The 22812-nt window shown below is 45.5% G+C and carries 19 protein-coding genes; 15 read left to right on the forward strand and 4 right to left on the reverse strand.

Annotated elements, in window-relative coordinates:
- The 6 genes from ACTWPX_RS10750 (at window position 1) to ACTWPX_RS10775 (ending at window position 5898) form a co-directional block, all read left to right on the forward strand.
- Window positions 1-1002: an ABC transporter ATP-binding protein gene (locus ACTWPX_RS10750; RefSeq protein ID WP_443119766.1), complete on the forward strand. Its 1002-nt coding sequence runs from the start codon at window positions 1-3 to the stop codon at window positions 1000-1002.
- Window positions 974-1948, forward strand: a complete 975-nt coding sequence (locus tag ACTWPX_RS10755) for an ABC transporter ATP-binding protein (RefSeq protein ID WP_443119767.1) — start codon at window positions 974-976, stop codon at window positions 1946-1948. Before ACTWPX_RS10750 ends, ACTWPX_RS10755 begins: the two co-directional genes overlap by 29 nt.
- A gap of 505 nt (window positions 1949-2453) precedes the next feature.
- A complete protein-coding gene (locus ACTWPX_RS10760) occupies window positions 2454-4067 on the forward strand; it encodes a gamma-glutamyltransferase family protein (protein WP_443119768.1) in 1614 nt (537 codons plus the stop codon).
- Between the two features lie 33 nt (window positions 4068-4100).
- On the forward strand, window positions 4101-4673 hold the full coding sequence (locus ACTWPX_RS10765) for a chromate transporter (RefSeq protein WP_443119769.1): 573 nt from the start codon (window positions 4101-4103) through the stop codon (window positions 4671-4673).
- Complete coding sequence (locus ACTWPX_RS10770) at window positions 4670-5203, forward strand: chromate transporter (RefSeq protein WP_443119770.1); 534 nt, start codon at window positions 4670-4672, stop codon at window positions 5201-5203. Before ACTWPX_RS10765 ends, ACTWPX_RS10770 begins: the two co-directional genes overlap by 4 nt.
- Before the next feature lie 92 nt (window positions 5204-5295).
- Window positions 5296-5898, forward strand: a complete 603-nt coding sequence (locus ACTWPX_RS10775) for a pyroglutamyl-peptidase I (RefSeq protein ID WP_443119771.1) — start codon at window positions 5296-5298, stop codon at window positions 5896-5898.
- A gap of 109 nt (window positions 5899-6007) precedes the next feature.
- Here the strand turns inward: ACTWPX_RS10775 and alr are convergent, their stop codons facing one another.
- The 3 genes from alr to ACTWPX_RS10790 form a co-directional block, all read right to left on the reverse strand.
- Window positions 6008-7126 carry an alanine racemase gene (gene alr, locus ACTWPX_RS10780; RefSeq protein WP_443119772.1) on the reverse strand — a complete coding sequence of 373 codons (1119 nt, stop codon included), beginning with the start codon at window positions 7124-7126 and terminating at the stop codon, window positions 6008-6010.
- A 425-nt stretch (window positions 7127-7551) separates the two neighbouring features.
- Window positions 7552-8682 carry an alanine dehydrogenase gene (ald, locus tag ACTWPX_RS10785; protein ID WP_281974760.1) on the reverse strand — a complete coding sequence of 377 codons (1131 nt, stop codon included), beginning with the start codon at window positions 8680-8682 and terminating at the stop codon, window positions 7552-7554.
- 105 nt (window positions 8683-8787) lie between these two features.
- Entirely contained in the window at window positions 8788-10038 is a 1251-nt protein-coding gene (locus ACTWPX_RS10790) for a PucR family transcriptional regulator (protein ID WP_443119773.1), read from the reverse strand.
- A 237-nt stretch (window positions 10039-10275) separates the two neighbouring features.
- Between ACTWPX_RS10790 and ACTWPX_RS10795 the strand changes: the two genes are divergently transcribed.
- Entirely contained in the window at window positions 10276-11352 is a 1077-nt protein-coding gene (locus tag ACTWPX_RS10795; RefSeq protein WP_443119774.1) for a YkvI family membrane protein, read from the forward strand.
- Between the two features lie 288 nt (window positions 11353-11640).
- Here the strand turns inward: ACTWPX_RS10795 and ACTWPX_RS10800 are convergent, their stop codons facing one another.
- A complete protein-coding gene (locus ACTWPX_RS10800) occupies window positions 11641-13371 on the reverse strand; it encodes a nitrilase-related carbon-nitrogen hydrolase (RefSeq protein WP_443119775.1) in 1731 nt (576 codons plus the stop codon).
- A 318-nt stretch (window positions 13372-13689) separates the two neighbouring features.
- Between ACTWPX_RS10800 and ACTWPX_RS10805 the strand changes: the two genes are divergently transcribed.
- The 8 genes from ACTWPX_RS10805 to ACTWPX_RS10840 all read left to right on the forward strand — a co-directional run bounded on the left by ACTWPX_RS10805 (window position 13690) and on the right by ACTWPX_RS10840 (window position 22581).
- On the forward strand, window positions 13690-14655 hold the full coding sequence (locus ACTWPX_RS10805; RefSeq protein ID WP_443119776.1) for an N-acetylglucosamine kinase: 966 nt from the start codon (window positions 13690-13692) through the stop codon (window positions 14653-14655).
- Window positions 14648-15553, forward strand: a complete 906-nt coding sequence (gene murQ, locus ACTWPX_RS10810; protein WP_443119777.1) for an N-acetylmuramic acid 6-phosphate etherase — start codon at window positions 14648-14650, stop codon at window positions 15551-15553. Before ACTWPX_RS10805 ends, murQ begins: the two co-directional genes overlap by 8 nt.
- Window positions 15554-15607: 54 nt before the next feature.
- Complete coding sequence (locus ACTWPX_RS10815) at window positions 15608-16990, forward strand: ABC transporter substrate-binding protein (RefSeq protein ID WP_443119778.1); 1383 nt, start codon at window positions 15608-15610, stop codon at window positions 16988-16990.
- Between the two features lie 228 nt (window positions 16991-17218).
- Window positions 17219-18112: a carbohydrate ABC transporter permease gene (locus tag ACTWPX_RS10820; protein ID WP_443119779.1), complete on the forward strand. Its 894-nt coding sequence runs from the start codon at window positions 17219-17221 to the stop codon at window positions 18110-18112.
- Between the two features lie 19 nt (window positions 18113-18131).
- Window positions 18132-18968, forward strand: coding sequence for a carbohydrate ABC transporter permease (locus ACTWPX_RS10825; RefSeq protein WP_128525906.1), 837 nt, complete (start codon window positions 18132-18134; stop codon window positions 18966-18968).
- Window positions 18969-18982: 14 nt separating this feature from the next.
- Entirely contained in the window at window positions 18983-19876 is an 894-nt protein-coding gene (locus ACTWPX_RS10830; protein WP_443119780.1) for a MurR/RpiR family transcriptional regulator, read from the forward strand.
- A 15-nt stretch (window positions 19877-19891) separates the two neighbouring features.
- On the forward strand, window positions 19892-21292 hold the full coding sequence (locus tag ACTWPX_RS10835) for an FAD-binding oxidoreductase (RefSeq protein ID WP_443119781.1): 1401 nt from the start codon (window positions 19892-19894) through the stop codon (window positions 21290-21292).
- On the forward strand, window positions 21289-22581 hold the full coding sequence (locus ACTWPX_RS10840; protein WP_443119782.1) for a (Fe-S)-binding protein: 1293 nt from the start codon (window positions 21289-21291) through the stop codon (window positions 22579-22581). Before ACTWPX_RS10835 ends, ACTWPX_RS10840 begins: the two co-directional genes overlap by 4 nt.
- The last annotated feature ends 231 nt before the right edge of the window (window positions 22582-22812 follow it).

Consider the following 22812-nt stretch of genomic DNA (forward strand, 5'->3'; position numbering starts at 1 on the left):
ATGGATACTCTATTAGATGTCAATCATTTGGTGACCTCTTTCCGCACAGCAGAAGGCAAACTTCCAGCTGTGCGAGGGGTTTCCTTTTCTGTAGATAAAGGAGAGACCTTATGCATTGTCGGTGAATCGGGCTGTGGGAAAAGCATTACCACATTGTCAGTCATGGGGCTCCTTCCTGACAATGGAGAAATCACGGAAGGTTCCATTACTTTTCAAGGCGAAGAACTCACGAAAAAGAAGGAAGATGAAATGAGAAAACATCGGGGTAATGACATTTCGATGATTTTCCAAGAACCGATGACAGCGTTGAACCCTGTGTTCACCGTCGGTTATCAAATCATGGAGCCATTGAACCTGCATACGAAATTAGGGAAAAAGGAAAAGAAAAGCCGCGCGATTGAACTGTTAAGTCAAGTCGGTCTATCCGATCCTGAAAAGGTATTGAAAAAATATCCGCATCAACTGAGTGGAGGAATGAGGCAGCGGGTGATGATCGCCATTGCTTTGGCTTGCAATCCTTCTTTACTTATTGCTGATGAACCAACCACTGCCCTTGATGTGACGATACAAGCTCAGATTCTGGAACTGATCGATGACTTGAAAGAAGATTTGGGTATGGGTGTTGTTATGGTCACCCATGATATGGGCGTAGTAGCAGAAGTGGCGGATCGAGTGATGGTTATGTACGCAGGAAGTGTCGTAGAAACTGGCACTGTCGAAGAGATTTTTGAAACCCCTCAACACCCGTATACGAAAGGGCTGCTGGCCTCCGTACCGAATGTTGATGACGAGGGTCATAACCTTGAAGCAATCCCTGGATCACTTCCCAACCTGAATGAAAAGATTTCCGGCTGCCGTTTTCATCCGCGGTGCCCATATGCTATGGATAAGTGCAAGGTGGAAGAGCCGCCCTATTTTCAAAAAACGGATCAACATAAGTCTAAATGCTGGTTACACGAGGAGGTGACTTCAAATGAATCCCGTCAAAAAGCCTATTCTTGAAGTCAATCAAGTGAGAAAGTATTTTCCTGTCAAAAGCGGCTTCCTTAAGCGTACAGTCTCGAATGTCCAGGCAGTAGAGAACGTTTCTGTCGATGTCATGGAAGGGGAGACCCTTGGGGTTGTTGGGGAATCAGGGTGTGGAAAGTCCACTTTCGGCCGGACGATTCTTGGTTTAGAAAGTTTGACAGATGGTTCGATCAAGTTCCGTGGGGAAGAAATCGGCGGCTTGTCAGATCGAGAATTGAAAAAATATAAAAAAGAAATGCAAATGATTTTTCAAGACCCGTATGCTTCCTTGAATCCAAGACAGCGGATCGGCGATGCACTTGAAGAGGCTTTTGTCATTCATACCAAGTTGAATAAGGCCGATAGAAAAGAGAGGGTCAAAAAGCTTTTAGTCGAGGTGGGTTTGAAAGAAGAACATGCGGAAAGATATCCGCACGAATTCAGTGGAGGGCAGAGGCAGAGGATCGGTATAGCAAGGGCCGTCTCCTTGAACCCTTCTCTGATTATATGTGATGAAGCGGTCTCAGCCCTTGATGTATCTGTCCAGGCTCAAATCATCCAGCTATTAAAGGAACTTCAAAAGTCACACCAGCTCACATACTTATTCATTTCTCATGATTTAGGTGTTGTCAAGCATATATCCGACCGTGTGCTGGTGATGTATTTGGGGGCAACGGCAGAGTTAGCCTCATCAGATCAACTCTTCTCCAACCCCTTGCATCCATACACGAAGGCGCTTTTATCTGCCATTCCCCGACCTGTCGTAGGGAAGAAAAAAGAGCGGGTCCGCCTAAGAGGTGAGCTGCCGAATGCGGCTGACTACCCTAGTGGTTGTCCTTTCCACACTCGCTGCCCTTTGGCCCACGAGCGCTGCCGACAGGAAATACCAGCTTGGAGGGAAGTAGAAGAAGGTCACTATGTCGCCTGTCATGAAGTATAAGGAGTCAGAAATTTCGAGATGTTTGATGAGTGGGTCGGGTCGGCGTGGAATAGGTCGCTTTCCGCGGGAGCGCAGTGAGCTTCCTCAGGCTTTCGCCTTCCGGGATCTCACCAAGCACTCTCTTCCCGCAGGAGTCTCCCCATTCCACGCTGACCCTTACTATAATTGTGCCTCGAATTGCTTCAGGGATAATTTGCTATTCATTGAGAAAGAGATTTACTTCCGTTTCCTGTATATAGTATTCTCACCAAAAAGCTCTCAATCTTGAAGGTAGTTTCGAGCACGTCTCTAACTAATGGTGGGGGGGGGGGACGGGGAGACTCCTACGGGAATGGATTGGCTGGCGAGACCCCGCAGAGCTTTTAACTCAAGGAGGCTTGCCGTCATCCCCGTGGAAAGCGAGCTGTTTCCCCACCCACCATCCGCTCTCACAAGGGTCTTGAAACTGAGCCTTCCAGATACAAATAAAATAATAAAAATCAAAAAAATGGAAAGGGAAATTTATATGAAGCATTTAGATCATCTCTATAATCCATATCACACGCCAAGACATACGACCGTTGCACATAATGGCATGGTCGCGACCTCCCAACCACTAGCAGCCCAAGCAGGTCTGTCGATTTTACAAAAAGGCGGAAACGCAATTGATGCAGCCATTGCAACAGCAGCGACTTTGACTGTTGTCGAGCCGACCTCCAATGGAATAGGAAGCGATGCGTTTGCCCTCGTTTGGGTGAAAGATAAGCTTTATGGACTGAATGGAAGCGGGCATTCTCCTTCATCCATTTCCATCGACGCCTTAAAGAAACAAGGATATGAAGAAATACCGAAATACGGCTTCACGCCTGTCACTGTCCCCGGGGCTCCTGGTACATGGGCAGAGCTTTCCAATCGTTTCGGAATACTTCCATTCAAAGAATTGCTCGCTCCTGCTATAAAGTACGCAGAAGAAGGGTACCCGATTTCTCCTGTGTTAGGGAAATTCTGGTCAATGGCTGCAACCAAGTTCAAGGAAGTACTCAGTGGTGAAGAATTCACTTCCTGGTTCGATACGTTCGCCCCGAATGGGAAAGCGCCTGAAATCGGAGAAGTATGGAAATCAGAGGGCCATGCGAGTACATTGAAAAAAATCGCTGAAACGAAAGGTGAAGCTTTCTACAATGGTGAGCTTGCGGAAGCGATCGATCAATTTTCTAAAAAACATAATGGATACATATCGAAAAAAGATTTAGCTGATTATAAACCGGAATGGGTGGAGCCGATTTCTGTGGACTATAAAGGTTACAACGTTTGGGAAATCCCACCGAACGGCCAGGGGATCGTTGCTCTATCCGCGCTCAATATGTTGAAGGGGTTCGACTATATGGATAAAGAATCTGTCGATACGTATCATAAACAGATCGAAGCGATGAAATTAGCGTTTGCTGATGGGGAAAAATATGTAGCGGATGAAAAACATATGAGTGTAAAAGCTGAAGAGTTATTGAATGAAGACTATGCCACAGAACGAAGAGGGTTGATTGGAGAAGAAGCACTGACGCCGGAGGCAGGAACACCACCTAGGGGTGGGACGGTCTATTTAGCGACGGCTGATGATGAAGGGAACATGGTTTCTTTCATCCAAAGCAACTACATGGGTTTTGGGTCCGGATTGGTCGTGCCAGGTACCGGAATCGCACTGCAGAACAGAGGGCACAACTTTTCCCTTGATCCCGATCATGCCAATGCACTCGCCGGTGGAAAACGTTCTTATCACACCATCATCCCTGGCTTTCTGACAAAAGGTGACCAACCGGTCGGCCCGTTCGGAGTCATGGGAGGGTTTATGCAGCCACAAGGTCATGTACAAGTAGCTATGAATACGGTCGATTTTCACTTGAATCCACAGGCGGCTCTGGATGCTCCAAGGTGGCAGTGGATGAAAGACAAAAGTGTGTGGGTAGAGCCGCATTTTCCGAAACACGTGGCAGAAGCTTTAGCTAGAAAAGGCCATAAAATTGAAGTACAGTTGGAGACGGGTGCATTCGGCAGAGGGCAAATCATATGGCGCGACCCTGATACGGGGACTTTGTATGGCGGAACAGAATCGAGAACAGATGGCACCATCGCTGCTTTTTAGGAGTGCATGGCGGATTGGAAAGGAGATGAGCGAATGCAGCAATGGAACCTCTTTATCGCTTTTTTTCGAGTGGGAATGCTTGGCTATGGAGGAGGTCCATCGTCCATTCCGCTCGTACATAAAGAAGTCGTAGACAAATACGAATGGCTGAGTGACGATGATTTCAGTGACGTCCTGGCTTTGGGAAATTCACTTCCTGGACCGATCGCGACGAAAATGGCCGGGTACATCGGCTATCGTGTGTCGGGAGTCATCGGTATGCTGAACGCAATTTTAGCGACGATTTTACCAACGATCATCATTATGATCGTCTTGATCACCTCTTTGAACAGTTTTCGAGAACAGCCATGGGTGAATGGGATGACCAATGCTGTCGTCCCTGTGGTCGGTGTGATGTTAGCTAAGCTTACCTATGATTTTTTCAAAAAAGCAAAGGTCAATATGGGGTGGATGGTTACAGCGATCCTCGGATTAGGATCGCTTGCGCTTATGGAATGGGGAAATGTCCATCCCGGCATCCTCATTTTTACATTATTATTATACGCTCTGGTGAGTCCGTCCAAAAAAGTGGAACCTTCTAAACCGAAGGAGGCATCCTCCTCATGATATGGAAAGTGTTTATTGCCTTTTTCATCCCGGGCATCCTTGGTTATGGAGGAGGACCTGCTTCCATCCCATTAGTGGAAAATGAAGTGGTGGATCGTTTCGGATGGATGACAGTGACCGAGTTCAGTGAAATGCTGGCAATGGCCAACGCTCTCCCAGGCCCAATCGCTACAAAAATGGCCGGGTTTATCGGCTATCAGCAAGCAGGTGTTTTAGGAGCTGTAGTCGGAGTGTTTGCAACCGTCGCGCCCTCTTTGATTCTGATGATCCTGCTGCTCAGTCTGCTCGCGAAATTCAAGAACTCACCGAAAGTGAAGAAAATGACTAACTTGATCCGTCCAGCCATCGCTGTTCTACTCGGCCTTATGGCATTTCAGTTTTTCAGAACTTCGTATGACTCGAGTGGTGTTTGGCAGACCGGCTTTTTGATTGTTGTAAGTTTTATATTGCTGGAAAAAGTGAAAGTCCACCCTGCGTTCGTTATTTTAGGATCGCTCATTTATGGAGCAATTTTTCTTGGCCATACTTAAGCGCTTTTTTTTAACCCACCTGAAATGGTGTTTTTTAATTGTTCGGCCAGGTTCATATAGAAAAATGCGCTTTTAAAAGGAGGTAAGATGTTATGAAAACATTATTACTGACAGGGTTTGAACCTTTTTTAGATTTTGCTGTCAATCCAACCGAAGAAATTGTGGAAACATTAAATGGAGAGACCATTAACGATTATTTTATCAATGGGAAGATCCTAGCTGTGGATTACAATAAATCCGGAGAGGAAATGGTCAGCTTCACAGAGAAGGTACAACCAGATGCTGTTCTATCTTTAGGCCTTGCAGCAGGGAGGCATAAAGTCACCCCGGAGCGGATCGCCATCAACTGTAATGCCAGTAAAGAAAATGATAATGAAGGAAATACTCCTGATGGAGATCCGATCATAGCAGGAGGCCCAGATGGAGTGTTTTCCACTTTACCGATCAAGGAATTTGTCGAAGGGTTAAACAAAAATGGGTATCCTGCTGAGATTTCAAATACCGCAGGAACTTATTTGTGTAACCATGTCATGTATCAAGCAATCTATTACTTTAGAAAATTGGATGAAGATGTTCCTGCAGGATTTATCCACCTCCCTGCTTCACATGAGTTGGCGATCCAGCATGAAAATCTGCCCAGCTGGTCGCAAACAGATTTAACGGAAGCGGTCAGGGAAATGATCAAAGTCCTTTAATACATGAAAAAACCGCCCCGGAAAAGGCGGTTTTTCTTCTGTTGGAAAATGTAAAAAAATGGATTGCTTGAGGTGGGAAATACTGGTTCACTTGAGGTGGAACTACGTATCAAGTGTATATTCTGGGCACGCGCTGACCGATTTGGCAGGTGATTTCATAGTGGATGGTACCGAGTTGGTCAGCTACCTCCTGAAGGGAGATATGTCCTTGATTCGGATCTCCGAAGAAAGTGTATTCAGTATCTTGCTTTTCTTCCATTATGGAAGTCACGTCGATCATCGTTTGGTCCATACATACTTTTCCGACAATAGGAGATTTCTGGCCATCTACAATGACGTTCCCTCGATTGGACAGGGCACGGGGAAGGCCATCCCCGTATCCGATAGGGACGGTAGCCACTGTGGATGGCTTTGCAGGTTGATAGGATCTCCCATAACTGATCGGTTCGCCGGGAAGGACTGTTTTAATCATGACAGGTTTGGTCTTCAGACTCATCACTTGCTGCAATGGAAGCAATTCTATCATATGTTCTGCTGGGTGAAGCCCATATAAACTGATTCCTACCCTGACCATGTCCATGTGCATGTGTGGAAAAGAGATGGTAGCTGCACTATTACAGCAGTGTTTGACCGGAATCGCGCCATACTGCTTTTCAATCTCCTCAATCACATTCAAAAAGTGATGAAATTGCTGTTCTGTATAAGCAGGGTCTTTGTTATCGGCATCGGAAAAGTGTGTGAATACTCCTTCCACATGCACGAAAGAAGAGGTGTTTTTCTCTAGCAATAAGAGAACGTCTTGGGTATGCTTAAGGCCGATTCTGTGCATGCCACTGTCGATTTTAATATGAATGTTCACCCTTTTTTTCATAGCTTCCGCCACATGGTCGACCTCTCTGAGCACTTCCTCTGTAAAAACGGTCAAAGTAAGCTCATGTTCGGCAGCTTCCCGAACAGCTTCTTTAGGTGTATAGCCAAAGATAAGGATAGGCACCTCGAATCCCGCCTGCCTCAGTTGAATAGCTTCCTCCACTAAGGCGACCCCCAGCCGGTCTGCGCCTGCTTCCATCATCACCTTTGCGGATTCAACGAGTCCATGCCCGTACGCATCCGCCTTTACAACTGCCATCAGCTGACAATCCTTATTTATGTAATGTTTGAATGCTTTCACATTATGTGTGAGTGCCTTTAACGACACCTCAGCCCACGTCGGACGATAGTTTTTCATGATGATAACGCCCCTTTCTTAAAAGCCCTTGTTAAATTTTCGTTCTCTGTAAATTCATTCTATTACCAAAAAAGCCCCACTAATAAAGGACTATTGCAAATGAGGGAGCTGAAAATACAAGATAAGGGCATCCCTCTCTTCTTGTGGTCCTGCAGGAAGTCTAGGGATTCGTTCTTCATCCTTCGCATGGGGTTGTTGGAAAACTGCGAGACTCCCGCGGGAGAAGGGACTAGGCTAGATCCCACAGGGCGCAGCCCGAGGAAGCTTGCCAGGTCCCCCGCAGGAAAGCGAGTTGTTTTCCTATAACCCCTTAGTTCCACATGGAAACGAATCCCACTAATTTTGAATCGTGCCTTCAAGAGGCCTTCTATTAAAACAACCCTTAGAAAAACAGCCCCTCCATAAAGATGGAGGAGCTGCATGAATCAAACGTGTGCAAGAGATTGAAGCGCCTCACGAACCGGCTGATACTCATAACCAAGATCACGGGCAACAGCTTCATAAGTCAAATGACCATTCACTGTATTGACGCCTGCTTCAATCGCCTTATTGTCCTCGACAGCTTTATTCACTCCTTTGGAAGCGATTTGCAAAGCATAAGGAATCGTGACATTTGTAAGGGCGATCGTAGATGTACGTGGAACGGCGCCAGGAATATTAGCTACGGCATAATGCAGGACGCCGTGTTTTTCATAAATAGGATCGTCATGTGTTGTAATATGATCGACCGTTTCAAAGTTTCCACCCTGGTCGATGGCTACGTCCACGATGACAGAGCCTGCTTTCATTTCTTTCACCATATCTTCTGTGACCAGTTTCGGTGCTTTAGCTCCTGGAATAAGCACGGCACCGACGACAAGGTCAGCTTCTTTAACGGATTCAGCTATGTTGAATGGATTGGACATCAATGTTTGGACATCTGCACCAAACTGATCATCCAGTTCCCGGAGACGATTCGGGTTCAAGTCTAAAATAGTGACGTGAGCACCAAGCCCGATGGCGATCTTCGCTGCATTGGTTCCGACGATTCCTCCACCAATGATGACGACTTTTCCACGGGAAACTCCTGGAACACCACTTAATAAAATTCCTTTTCCACCAAAAGATTTTTCAAGATATTGCGCACCAACCTGTGTAGCCATACGACCTGCGACTTCACTCATAGGGGTGAGGAGTGGCAATTTGTTATCAACGGTTACCGTTTCATATGCGATAGCTGTGACGCCGTTTTCTACTAACGCTTTTGTCAGTTCAGGTTCGGCGGCCAAGTGAAGGTATGTGAACAGTATGAGTCCTTTGCGGAAATAAGCGTATTCCGATGGAAGGGGTTCTTTTACTTTCATCACCATTTCAGAATTTGACCAGATATCGGAAGCGGTTTCAACAATTTCAGCACCAGCGTTTTGATATTCCTCGTCGGTAAAGTTACTGCCGAAGCCTGCTTGTGTTTCGATACGGATTGTGTGACCAGCTTTAATGAGATTGACGACACCAGAAGGCGTAATCGCTACGCGGTTTTCATTGTTTTTTATTTCTTTAGGAATTCCGATGATCATGGGGAACGTCCACCTTTCAAATTGTTTGTACGAAAAGTATAGCCCGCCTTGGGAATTTTTTGTTTAGGTGAAAATGAAAAAATAAACAGGGGGATTTGTGAAATTTCACAAACCCTCCTGCTCGCTTTCGTAGATCATTAAATCCAGGTAAAGCATCGTTTTTTGATTCGTATCCTTGAAGTCGATGTTGCCAATCTCTTTAATGCGTTTCAGACGATAGTTCAATGTATTTGTATGAATGTGCATATGGGCAGCCGCTTGATGGACATTGCTGTTTTTATCTAAAAAGGCTTTCAATGTCTCCAGCAGCATGGATTTATTCCGTTCATCGTAGGCTTTGATATGGAGAAGGGCATCGTTTTTATAGTTTTCCCGTTTTTGCAGAGCTGCCAACTCATTGATGAACTGATAAACCCCGAGGTCCTGGTAGTTGTCGGCATTCCGAAGGCCATCCGGAAATTGTTCCTTCAATTCCAATACTTTCAAGGCCTGTTTATAGCTGTCGCTGATCATTTGGGGAGAATCATAGATTAATCCGAAAGCCCCTTTCAAGTCTTCGAAATGCAGCCGTTCCTTCATCTTTTGGGTGAATTCACGAATGAAGGCTTGATTCATTTCGTTCGCATCTTCCTGGTTATCCGTCCTGACCAGAAGAATCAGCTGCTGATCGTCGAAAATCCGGCTGACAATCCGTGATTGATGGAGGGTCTCAGTCAAATAATAGGCATGGCGTTCAACAGCCTGACTCATTTCTTCTGTGAATTCAAAGACAGCTACGCAAAGCTGACCTTGTAAATTCATATGAAACTTCTTGCCGAGCCGCTTGATTTCAGACTGGTTTTGCAGAGCTCCCGTCAACAGCTGCCAGAAAAACTCCTTACGATTTTCCTCGGTTTTCTTCTTTTTTGCCTGTTGGCGAAGCAAGTGATGGCTGACCAATTGAGAGGCTTCCTTCATCTCTGCTAAATGGTCGGAGTTCACAGCCAAGCCGTTCGTTTGTGCCCAAATGAAACCGAGGATTTCATTGTTTTTCCGAACTGATATAGCTAAACGGTTGCCAAGTCCGATGTCTTCGATTTTTTCGACAACTTGGGGCTGATCACCCTCGAACAATTTGGACATGATCCCGTGTTTCCACAAGCCATTGATGACATGTTCAGGAACCTTCCGTCTCATAATTGTGGCTGTGCGCGCTTTATCTACATTTGTTTCATGCTTGCTGTAGGAAACGATCCGGTGATTGGCATCTTCAATGGTAACCGGACATCCAAGGCACTCCGCAATGCTGTCAGCCAGCCCTTCAGGGGAATCTATGGAATCTTTATAAGCATATGTTAGACGTGATGAATGTTTCATAACGGTACTCCTTATTTAGTGTATATTCCTATACTATCATTGATCCTTACATAGAAGCATCCATTTTTCCTATTGATGTATTTGTCTGATTGAACGAATATAGGGGAGGGGATTTGTGGATTCTACCAAACCTGAGAAAGCGCATTCATGATACGCTAGATTCGCTCCTTTCATATGAAAGCGTTTTACAAAGAGCGAGAGAGCAACACACATCACAGACATGAGGAGGATTTTCGAATGAAAAAGATACTTAGAATCGCGAGCGCATTTATAGGAATCATTGTCGGTGCTGGATTTGCATCAGGACAGGAAATTTTGCAATATTTTACGAGTTTCGGATATATGGGAACCATTGGAACAGTTATCGCAACGGCATTGTTTGCCTACATGGGGATGATGCTCGTCAAGCTCGGAACCAGGACAAAAGCTACTTCACATAAAGAGGCAGTCTATCGAGTTAGTGGGAACAAATACCTTGGCATGATCGTCGACTATGTCATCATTTTCACATTATTCGGTGTTGGTGTCGTCATGATAGCGGGCGCAGGATCTATTCCCAGTCAGCAATTCGGTCTATCCCCACTAGTCGGGATCATTTTCATGAGTGTCATCGTTATCGCGACTATTATGATGAATGTTGATAAAGTGGTCAATATTATCGGAAGTATCACACCCTTTTTAATCATAACGGTACTGATCATTTCTGTTTACAGCCTGCTGACAATGGATCAGACCTTCAGTCAGCTGAACCCTGTAGCGGTGGAGCAGCCATCTGTGCTCTCCAACTGGTTTATATCTGCAATCAATTACGTTTCTTTTAATGTGGCGGTAGGTGCTTCCATGGCTCTGCTTATGGGAGGAAGTGAAAAAGATGAAAGAGTAGCTTCATTAGGGGGGCTGCTTGGTGGACTCGGTCTAGGTATCATGATCGTTTTGAGTCACCTGGCGATTTTCTCGAAAGTTGATACGGTAGCGGCCTTTGATATGCCAATTCTTGCCCTTGTCGATGAACTATCTCCAGTCCTTGCTATGTTTTATTCCATTGTTCTATTCGGGATGGTCTTCAATACGGCAGTCAGCATGTTCTTCTCCTTCGCTGCCCGTTTCACAACTGTCGGCACAAGCAACCATAAGAAGTTTGTGCTTATTACCGGTCTCGTGGCTTTTGGACTCAGCTTTGCAGGATTTACAGAACTAGTAGCGTTCTTCTATCCATTGATCGGATTCATGGGTCTTTTCCTTATTTTTGCTTTAATTACGGCACCATTTCGTTTGAAAGGCGAAAAGCGCAAAGAAGAACGATTATCTGCATAAATACGGAAGCTGCCTTGATCAAAAAGGCAGCTTCTTTTTTGTGATTATTACCATATGTTTCCACCTCAAGTCATCCATATTCTGGATGGCTTGAGGTGGAAACAATCACCAAATCAGTGATTAAGCCGAATTTCAGTGATATCATGCCGCATTATTCAATAATTCACCCATTCCAAGCAGAAATCTTGCTGAACCACTTCATAATCATGCCTAACCTATTGATAATCTGTCCAAACACAAAAATCGCAAGAAAAAACCCGCGCTAAGGCGGGCTTTTTTCCATTCAGTTTAAAAGAAAGGTGGTTCTCTCGTGACAAGCGGCTTGTAGAATGCCGTCCTTCTTGTCAGGATCAGCTTCTCTTGATCGAGCCACCAATCCGTTTTCATTGTATGGAACGCGTTCATCAATACTGTTTCTTCCGTTTCAGATGCAATGACTGTTTCATCTTCGGTGTAGTTCTGATCCAGGTTGTAGATCGCGCTTCTTCCTCTATACTGCGTATCCGTGCCGACAAAGTTAGCGACAATCGTGTACGCTTGAGCACCTTTGGCCACAGCGTCCCAGGTGGAAACGGTGCCGTTCGGATATGGTTTTGCGAACATCTCCTGATTCATTGATAATTCGGTTCCGTATTTACCGTTCCAGCTTGTCGGAATACAAATCATATCCGCTCTTTTGACAGCGAGCACGCTTGCGACTTCTGGAAAAAGAGCATCAGAGCCGATCATCATTCCAATTCTGCCGAAACCGTTCACAGGTGTAATCGATATCTTATCCCCTGGGGTCGCCCACTTTTCATCCCATTCGTCCAAATGGATCTTTCTGTGTTTTCCGATGACTTCCCCTTCAGGGTTGATCAAGATGGCTGAATTGTAGTAATGAGGCAATTCCTTTTCGGCAAAGCCGAATACGATATGGGCATCCATTTCCTGGGCGATCCGCTTCATTTCTTTCACAGTTGAACCGTCATCTGTTTCTGCGTACTCATGGATATCCTGTTTTTTCCTCGTTTTCACCGGGCCAATCAGGGATAGTTCTGGAAGGACGATTAAATGAACGCCTTCATCTACTTTCTTTTCAATCAGCTGTTTCACTTTTTTTAAGTTCGCTTCTTTGTTCCCGACTTCTGGTTCATATTGAATAGCAGCGGCTTTGACATGCCTGGACTGGGTATTTTTTGTATAATCCCATGGGCCAAGAAATAGCATCAGATCCTTATAAGAATCCATCCGTCTTTGAAGAAGCCGGTCTTTTCCAGGGTTATCGTATTGAGAGGGATCGATTTCACTATATAAAATGTCATCATCCGTTCCATCCTCGGTCCGTGAGATAGGAGCTTCTGCCAATTTCTCACCATGTGGCGACCAGACAGCGCTCGCCCCGATCATTTGGAAATCCTCTTCTTTATCTGTGCGGTTCGCGCTGACTACATATAGACCGTTCATTTCTGACCAATGCTGCAGCATGGAAATCGACGCACTGGATGAGTTCGTAGGGAAACACAAGATATCTGCCCCATTGACTGCTGCAAGGCGTGCCGACTCTAAATAGGTGGAATCCTGGCAAATGATCATCGAGATGTTACCGATTTCTGTTTCATATACAGGGCAGCCGATGTCACCCCAGCATGACCAATAGTTCTCGACGACCCACTGGTGGATTTTTCGGTACTTGCCGATATATCCATCAGGTCCGACAAGTGCGGAGGAGTTGTAATAAAGTCCTGTTTCCAGATCTTCTTCGGCCATCCCGACGACGATATAGCATCCGTATTCTTTGGCCACTTCGGAAAAATGGTCTGTTGTCAAGCCTGGAATGGTATCCACATAAGTGCTGATAGCAGAGCGGTCCAGGTAGTGATAGCCACTCGTCGACATTTCAGGAGTAACAATCAGCTTCGCTCCATTTTCAGCAGCCTGTCGGACAAGGGACTTGAGTTCACGTATATTGGCATTTCGGCGGTTAAGTTTTGGATTGTATTGGATGGATGCGACTTTGAAAGAGTGTTGTCTGTTCATAGATCGATGGAGGACCTCCTGTATAATAGTAGCTATCTCTAACATACCTGATTTCCATTCGTGTTGACTAGTCTTAGGGGGTTTTGTGTAATGTCATGTTTTCATGACTTCGAATGTTGAAGCAAAAATTATACAAGTCTGCCTGCTGAAAATATAGATAGACGGGTCAAGGAACTGTTAGCATGCGCTGGGTTCACTACTGATTTTCGACAGAACTGGACAATTTTTTGAAATAATATTACAGAATATAAAACTATTCATTGACATAAAAATTCAGAGAATCTATAATTAAAACAAGAAATCATTGGGAGGAAATAAATGAGTTATGTGATTGGTGTCGATGGTGGGGGGACGAAGACGACCTGTCTTTTTCTTGAAGCCGATCGTAACGAAATGCCGGAGAAACCGATGGTCGTAACGGGCGAGGGCACGAATCCTCATGTCATTGGTTTTCAAGAGGCGGGTGTTCGTCTTGAAGCACTCATAAGAAAAGGGATGCAGCAATATTCCATCGCTCCTTCTGATCTGACCGGTGTCGGGTTAGGTCTTGCAGGTATTGGGCGTGCTGAAGATGAAACAGAAATGTCCAGGGTAGCAGGGACAATTTTTTTAAACCTTGAATTATCTGAAAATTGTAATTTATTCGTCGGATCAGATAGTTTAGCTGCATGGAGGGGAGCCCTTCAACCGAATACATATGAAGGAATACTCGTCATTGCAGGAACAGGATCGAATGCTATTGGAGTCAATCAATCAGGGAAGATTCATCAATGTGGCGGCTGGGGGCATTTGCTAGGAGATGAAGGTAGCGGCTATTATTTATCTTTGAAAGCGCTATCATCAATAGCGAAGGCGGCAGATGGACGTGGGCCGGAAACGATGATCACCAAACTGGTTTTGCAAAAGTTGAAGCTGGAAGACCCGAGGCAGCTAGTCAGGTACATATACAGTCGAACTCATGAAAAGCATGAAATCGCCCGTTTAGCTGAAAGTGTCATCAAAGCCTCTGCACAAAAAGATGAAGTGGCCGTGAAAATCCTCACGGAAGCAGCAGAAGAGCTGGTGCTTCATGTCGAAACTCTAGCAGTGAATGGGTTTGCCCCGACAGCCCCTGTGACAGCAGCGGGGTCCATCTTTAAACATTCTGCGATCATTAAAGAATATTTCATCGACCAGATCCACCAAAGGAATTTAGGAGTTTTCACAGAGCCCTATGCCCCTCCAGAGTTCGGGGCGGCGTTGCTGGCACAGATAAGGAAAGAAGGTGGTGTAGAAAATGACTGATTCATTGGCATATTTAACGACAGAGCAAAGGAACGAACGTACGAAAAAGATGGACCAAATGACGACGGCAGAAATCCTGGCTGTCATGAACGAAGAAGATTACAAGGTGGCGGAAGCTGTCAAACGAGTACTGCCATCTGTGACAGTGGCCGTTGAGCAAATTACCAAAGCACTGAAAGATGGCGGCCGATTATTTTATGTAGGCGCAGGAACTAGTGGCCGGATCGGTATTCTCGATGCTTCCGAATGTCCGCCGACGTTCATGGCAGATCCGGATATGGTTCAGGCAGTGATGGCCGGTGGAGGGGAGGCGTTTACTAAAGCCAGGGAAAATTCCGAAGATGACGAAAAACAAGGTGAATTGGATCTGCAGCAAAAAAAAGTTACACCTGAAGATGTGATTGTCGGAATTACGGCAAGCGGTCGGACCCCTTATCCAATCGGGGCTTTGAAGTATGGTCGTCGGAAAGGGGCCTACACTATCTCCCTTTCATGTAACCATAAATCTGAAATCAGTTCTTTCGCTGAGTGTCCGATCGAAGTCATTGTCGGACCGGAAGTGCTGACAGGATCGACACGGTTGAAGTCGGCGACTGCCCACAAGATGGTCTTGAACATGATGAGTACGACAGCGATGGTCCAGCTTGGAAAGGTATATGAGAATTTGATGGTCGATGTTCATGCTAGCAACTATAAATTACGCGAGCGGGCAAAAAGCATCCTCATGGAATGCACGGCCGCAAGTTATGAAGAAGCTGAGCAAGCGCTGCAAGAAGCAGATTTGCAGGTTAAGCCCGCGATTGTGATGTTGAAGCGTAATGTATCTTATGAGAAAGCAGCAGAGCTTTTGGAAAAAAGTGATGGCCAGCTTCGTAAGGCAATAGAATTACAATCTTGATTTGAATACCACACGATGGTTTCAAATAAATTTTTCAATCAAAAGGGGGAGCTTATGTTGAGCATGTGGCGGAAAACATCTGCTTGGTTGATGTTGGGGATCCTGTTCACATTCGTTTTGTTAGCAGGTTGTGCTCCGGGAGCGGGTACGGATGAAACGGATAGTGAAGGAACAAAGGACGAGACGACTTCGGATGAAAATTCAGATTCAGGAGAATCGGGTGAAATCTCAGGAGAACTTGAAATCCAGTACTTTGTCGGAGGGTATGGAGACTCCTGGTGGAAAGAAGTCATTGGTGATTTTCAGGAAGAATATCCGGACGTGACGATTACCGAACATGCAGGTCCTAATATTAATGAAGAAATGCGGTCCCGCTGGGTATCCGATGATCCACCAGATGTCGTTTACATCGATGGTGCAGGGTCCAGTGAAACGCAAATGGTGGAAGACGGTCAGTTGATGAATTTGACTGAATGGATGGATGGCGTCGAGCTTGAAGATGGTTCTGCTTTAAGTGAAAGCTTCATTGTAGACCCAGCGACATACGATGGGGAGATTTACAGTCTGCCATTGGTATTCGATACATGGGGAACTTGGTATGACAACGCATGGTTCGAGGAAAATGATTGGGAAGTTCCGACCGATTTTCCAAGCTTCATGGATACTATGAGTCAAATCAAAGAAGATGAAGGCATTGAACCTTTCGTAACGACAGGTCAATACCCATATTACTTCTTACGTGGTGCACTCTATCCAGCATTCGGTGCTGCAGGTGGCGACGAATTATTGAATGATGTCATCACAGGTGCTGAAGGAGCCTGGACGAGTGAGCCTGTCCTGAATGTTATGAAAAAAGTCGAGAAGATGCAGCAGGAAGGGATGATTGATTCTGGTTTCGGTGCATTGAACCATACACAATCTCAAATGAACTTCCTACTCCATGACAATGCATTTATTCCAGTGGGATTCTGGCTCCCGAATGAAATGGCGAATGACACGCCTGAAGATTTCGAATATGGTTTCATCCCTTCACCAATGCAGGATGAAGGCGAACCATATGCTATTGTTCCAGACCTTCGCCCACTAGCGATTGCAGAACAAGCGGAGAACCCGGAAGCGGCGAAAGCCTTTGTAGAATTCGTCTTTACAAAAGAATATGCGAAAAGCTTTTCTGAACATACCGGTGCGATCATGAATTTACAAGGTGTCGACTTGTCTTCAAGTGAGGACGTACCTCCATTCTTGATTGAAGCAAACGACATGATCAATGATCCAGAGCAGGTGCAGATTCACCAGAAACCTCACCCGATGAGTTCAGAATTAGAAACTCCAATCAGCAACTCACTCGTTTCTCTGATGCTTGGAAATATTACAGCAGAAGAATTCGTTGAAGAAGCTGAACAAGCAGCGGCTGAATACCGCAATAGCAAGGAGTAAGAATGTTGTGGAATGTGGAGGCGCTGAGTTCGTCTTCGCATTCCACTTTTTCTTACAAAATCAGCATAATTTGTCATTTTATAAAGGTAGGCGTCGCTTTTTTTGACACAGAACCGGAGATTAAAATCGGCGTAGCAGATGTAATCAGGAGAGAAATTCGCTCCGCCCTAATGCTTGTCGTGTCTAATCAGGACGCTTGCACTTTAGAATTAAGAAAGAGGTGTTTTTATGGTCCAGTCGAGTCGGCAAAGAAATTTATTTTTAGCTTTTTGTCTTGTCCCGACGTTTATATTATTTGCAGTATTTACACTGTACCCATTATTCAACGGGCTTTATTATTCTTTCTTCAAATGGTCGGGGGCGTCATCCCTGGCAGAGTTCGTCGGGTTAGAGAATTACCGTCGTTTGTTCAGTGACGGCATTATCCCCAGAACTATCCTCCACGACTATTTCCTTGTAGTGACAAAAGTCATCGGCATCATGATCTTATCTACATTTTTCGCGGTAGCTTTGACACAAATGAAAATCAAAGAAGCTCCATTCTATCGGATCGTCTTCTTTTTCCCGAATATCATGTCAGTCGTCGTCATCGGTATTCTATGGATGTTCATCTATAACCCGAGTCTTGGTCTGGTCAATTCTGGTTTGGAACTGATCGGGCTTGAGAGCTGGACACGACCATGGCTCGGAAGTGAAGACTGGGCGCTGCCAAGTCTTGTTTTACCATCAGTCTGGGCAGGGATCGGTTTATTCATGCTCATGTTGATGGGCGGAATATCGAATATATCGAAGAGTTATTATGAAGCAGCTGAAATCGATGGCGCGACAGAGTGGCAGCAGTTTTGGAAAGTGACACTCCCGCTCATATGGCCGCAAATCAAAATATCGATTCTGTACATTATCATTACGACTTTGAACGGGTCTTTCATCATCGTCCAGGTTATGACAAAAGGTGGACCGAATAATTCGACACACGTGATGGGGTCGTATTTATATGAGCAGGCGTTCGTAAAATACAACTTCGGTTATGGCGCAACAATCGGTGTCATGATATTGATCTTATCGTTGATTACGGTATTGATCATGCAATTCTTAATGAGAAGAGAAAAAGTGGAGTATTAAAAGATAGGAGGGGAATACAGTGCAAAAAGGCAGTTTTTTCTCACGTTCAATCGTGCGTATTCCGTTGATTATTTGGTCACTGGCTGTTTTGTATCCGATTTTTTGGATGATTCTTGGTTCATTCAAGTCTAACGCGGAAATCTATGCGAACCCATGGGGACTCCCGGATTCTTTCAGCTTGTCCAATTTCGTCGATGCATGGAGCAACTATAATATTGATACGAGTGTTTTCAACAGTTTCATCGTGACAGGCCTCGGGGCGACGTTGACGCTGGCGATGGCTATTCCGACGTCTTATGCATTGGAGCGTATGAGGTTTCGGGGCAATCGCTTCTTGTTTACGTTGTACATTTCTGCGATGATGATTCCGATGGTTCTTGGTTGGATTCCGTTGTTCTTTTTACTTATGCAATTGAATTTATTAGACAACATTTTTGGACTCAGTATCGTATATGCTGTCAGCCAGCTGCCTTTCAGTATATTCGTACTGACGAGTTTCATGGCAACGATTCCAAAGTCACTGGAAGAAGCGGCTGCTATTGATGGGATGACCCCTTACGGAATTTTGTGGAAAATCATCACCCCGCTCTCGACTACGGGTATTATCACCGTTACCATCATGAACATGATTCAATTTTGGAATGAATATTTCATGGCCTTGATTTTTTTACAATCCGAAGAAAATTACACGCTTGCCCTGGCGATCGATTATATCAGTAATGAAACCCAGTACACCAATTCATGGGGAACGTTATTTGCAAGTCTTGTCATCGCCATCATTCCGGTCATCATTTTGTACGCTATTTTCCAACGCCGGATTGTGAAAGGGATGACAGAAGGAGCTATTAAAGGATAAGAGTGGTGAGAGAAATGAAGAATTCACTGACCGGTGGACTTGTCATGCTGAATGAGATGAAAGACAAGCTGCCGCCATCTGAAAAAAAGATTGCTGGATTTATTTTGGACCAGCCTCATGAAGCGATTCACTGTACAGCCACACAGTTGGGGGAATTGAGCTCAACGAGTAGTGCCGCGGTGATTCGCTTGTGTAAATCACTTGGCTTAAAAGGGCTGCAGGAATTGAAGCTGCGCATTTCAGGTGATTTGCAAAAGAAACCGGAAGCGCGGTACCGTGACATACAACCAGGAGAAGCTTCTGACTCCATTGTTGAAAAAATGACGAATAACAGTTTGCAGGCGATTAAGGAAACGACAGAGCTTGTGGATTACCGAACACTGTCGAAAGCGGTTGAAGTGTTGAAGCAGGCAGAGAAAATCCACTTTTTTGGGGTGGGCGCTTCAGGGATCATCGCTCAAGATGCCCAACAGAAATTTCTCCGTATGAATAAAGCGACATCCGCGTTTACGGATTTGCATAACGCCGCCATGAACATTGCGAACGTGAAAGAAAATGATGTCGTATTCGGCATATCTTTTTCAGGCGAAACATTTGAGACAGCGAAGATAATGGAAATCGCTAAACGTAAAGGGGCGAAAACGATCAGCTTGACTCGCTATGGCCAATCATCGGTCACTGCCTATGCGGACATCCCATTATATATTTCCGCCTCCCGCGAAATTCCTGCGCCATTCAGAAGCGGGGCGACATCCTCAAGATTGGCGCAACTACATATGATTGATATCCTTTTTGTCAATCTGGTTACAGAACAATGGGATGATGCTTCCGACTATTTTCATGAAATTACCGATGTCATGGATGTCTTAAAGGGGAAAAATTCACGTGCGAAGTCTGCGAAATCATAGAAAGGAGCCATCTCGATGGAACAATGGTTAAAGGAACTGTTGGGATTTTTACCAGAAAAAAGGGTGCTCACCTCACTTGCCGACCGACACAGTTACAGCTTTGATGCTTCCTTCGGTGAATATTTACCGGATGCCGTCGTCCAGGTGAAAGAAAAACGGGAAGTGGCATCCGTGTTGAAAATAGCGAATCGATTTCAAGTGCCTGTTTATCCACGGGGATCTGGTACATGTTTAAGTGGTGGGCCACTGCCTGTCCATGGCGGAATCGTACTGGATATGTCTCAGTGGCCTGCTGACATCAACCTCAGGCCACGCGATCTTACGGTAACGGTAGCACCTAGTGTGTTGACAAGTAACATCAACAAGGCTGCCGAAGAGCACGGCTTGATGTATGCTCCAGACCCAAGCAGTGCCCATGTAGCCACGATTGGCGGAAACCTTGCTGAGAATTCCGGAGGTCCACGGGGATTGAAGTATGGGGTGACGAAAGACCACGTCCTCGGCCTTGAGATCGTCACACCTGAAGGCGAAATCATCAAGACTGGTGGACAGACGATAAAAAACGTTACGGGGATAGATTTGACGAAGCTGATCATCGGGTCTGAAGGAACGCTGGGTGTGATTGTTGAAGCGACACTGAAACTGATGCCGAAACCACCAGCAGTCCAAACCATGATGGTCGCCTTTGATGGTGTGCGAAAGGCTGGAGAAGCGATTTCCCAGACCCTTACATCAGGGATACTTCCTGCGAAAATGGAGTTCATGGACCAGGCTTGTATTGTTGCTGTTGAAAACTTCCAGCCAGTAGGTTTACCTGTCGATGCTGCTGCTGTCATTATTATCGAGCTTGACGGGCACCCGGAAACTTTGCGGATTGAACGTAAATTGATTGAAGAAATCATGCAAGAGGTCGGTGCTGAAGAAGTAATCATTCCTAAAAGTGATGAGGAGGCTGCCCGTTTATGGCATGCCAGAAAACAAGTATCACCAGCCATTGCAAAAATCAAGCCGACGAAAGTTTCCGAAGATGCCACTGTTCCCCGCAGCAAAATCCCGGACTTTATGGACCGCCTTCAAGACATTAAGGAGAAATACAATGTCGAGGTCGTCGCATTCGGCCATGCCGGGGACGGTAATTTACACCCGAATGTACTCTGTGACAAACGTGATGTTGAAGAAATGAAGCGGGTAGAACTTGCTGTTGAAGAGATGTTTCAGGCGGCCCTTGATTTAGGTGGGACGCTATCAGGAGAACATGGCATCGGGACTATGAAAGCACCATTCATGGAACTTGAACTTGGTGAAATCGGCCTCGAGATGATGAAGCGGATCAAAGATAGCTGGGACCCTAATGGAATTATGAATCCAGGTAAGATTTTCCCGGAGAAAGGGCAAAAGTTGGTGCTTCATAAATGAGTGAACTTCTGAAGGAAAAGTTGGGTTATGATAAGACGTTCGATTGCGTCCAATGCGGTTATTGTCTGCCAGCCTGTCCGACTTATGAAACGATGGAAAAAGAAACCCACTCTCCGCGCGGCCGCATCAATCTTGTTAAAATGGTCGCAGAAGGGAAAGCGACAGTGGAAGATTTGAAAGAACCGATTGAGAAATGCCTCGGCTGTATGGCTTGTACAACAGTGTGTCCGACTAATGTACAATATGGAGCGATTTTTGAAGGAGCGAAAGAGGTCATTGATGAAGAAGATGCGAAATCGAAACCGCGCAAATTAGTGGAGGACTTTTTCTTTCAATCATTCTTCCCATCATCCAAATGGATGAAGTCCCTGGGGAATGCAACATGGATCTATCAATCTTCCGGTTTGCAAAAAGTGTCCAGGCGTTTTGGACTGACTAAGCGCGCTCCCCTACACATCCATGAATTTGAAGCTGCTCTGCCGTCGATGCCTTCACCGAAAAAACGTAAGGACCGAGCTTCGCGTTATGTAAGAAAACGTCCTGCGGCAGCGAAAGTAGGCTTTTTCACAGGCTGTATCATGGATAGCGTCTTCTTTGAGTCGAATCAAAATACAATGGAATTACTGCTGAGGAGCGGAGCAGAAGTCGTTTTTCCTGAGGAGCAAACATGTTGTGGCGCTCTGCATGCCCATTCAGGAAAAATCGATACTTCCATAGAACTTGCGAAGCAGAATATTGTAGCGTTCGAAGAAGAAGGTTTCGATTATATCGTCAATAATGCCGGGGGATGCGGGGCGCGTATGATTGAATATGATGCCCTTTTTAAAAGCGGGACGGAATGGCACGCGCGGGCATTGCGCTTCGTGTCCAAAGTGAAAGATATTTCGGAGGTATTGGTGGAAATGGATGGCCTTGTCTTTGAAAAAGAGTTGCAGCGAACTGTCACTTATCAGCCTTCTTGTCACTTGAGAAATGTCCAGAAAGTAGAGAATGAACCCCTCGAGTTGATCCGTCAAATTCCCGGACTGACTTTAAAGGAACTTGACCGTCCTGAATTCTGCTGTGGATCTGCTGGTGTCTATAACATCGTCAATTATGAAGATGCGATGGATATTTTAGACGTAAAAATGAAGGACGTTTGTGGAAAGAACCCAGCTGGCGTAGTGACCTCAAACCCTGGATGCTTATTGCAGATGAAGCTTGGGATTGAGCGTGAAGGCTTGAGTAGGGAAATAGATTCGGTCCACCTTGTCGATTTGCTGATGGAAGCAGAACCTAAACCGAAATAATAGGAAGGCGATCTCTATTTGAAGGGATCGCTTTTTTCCTGCGCACAATGGGGCACCGGCGTGAGAGCAATGAGATCGGCGAGAGCGCGAAAACCTCGGCGCAGCCGCAAAAAATATCCTGCACCAGCACGACACCGCGATGCGCCCTTCAGCCAACTTACCTTGTCACCAATACGAAACGTTCTATGCTAAAATAGCCATAACAAATGCTGAAAAAATGAGGGATAAGCC

The sequence above is a fragment of the Halobacillus sp. H74 genome (genome assembly GCF_052246715.1).
Lineage (GTDB): Bacteria > Bacillota > Bacilli > Bacillales > Halobacillaceae > Halobacillus > Halobacillus litoralis_A.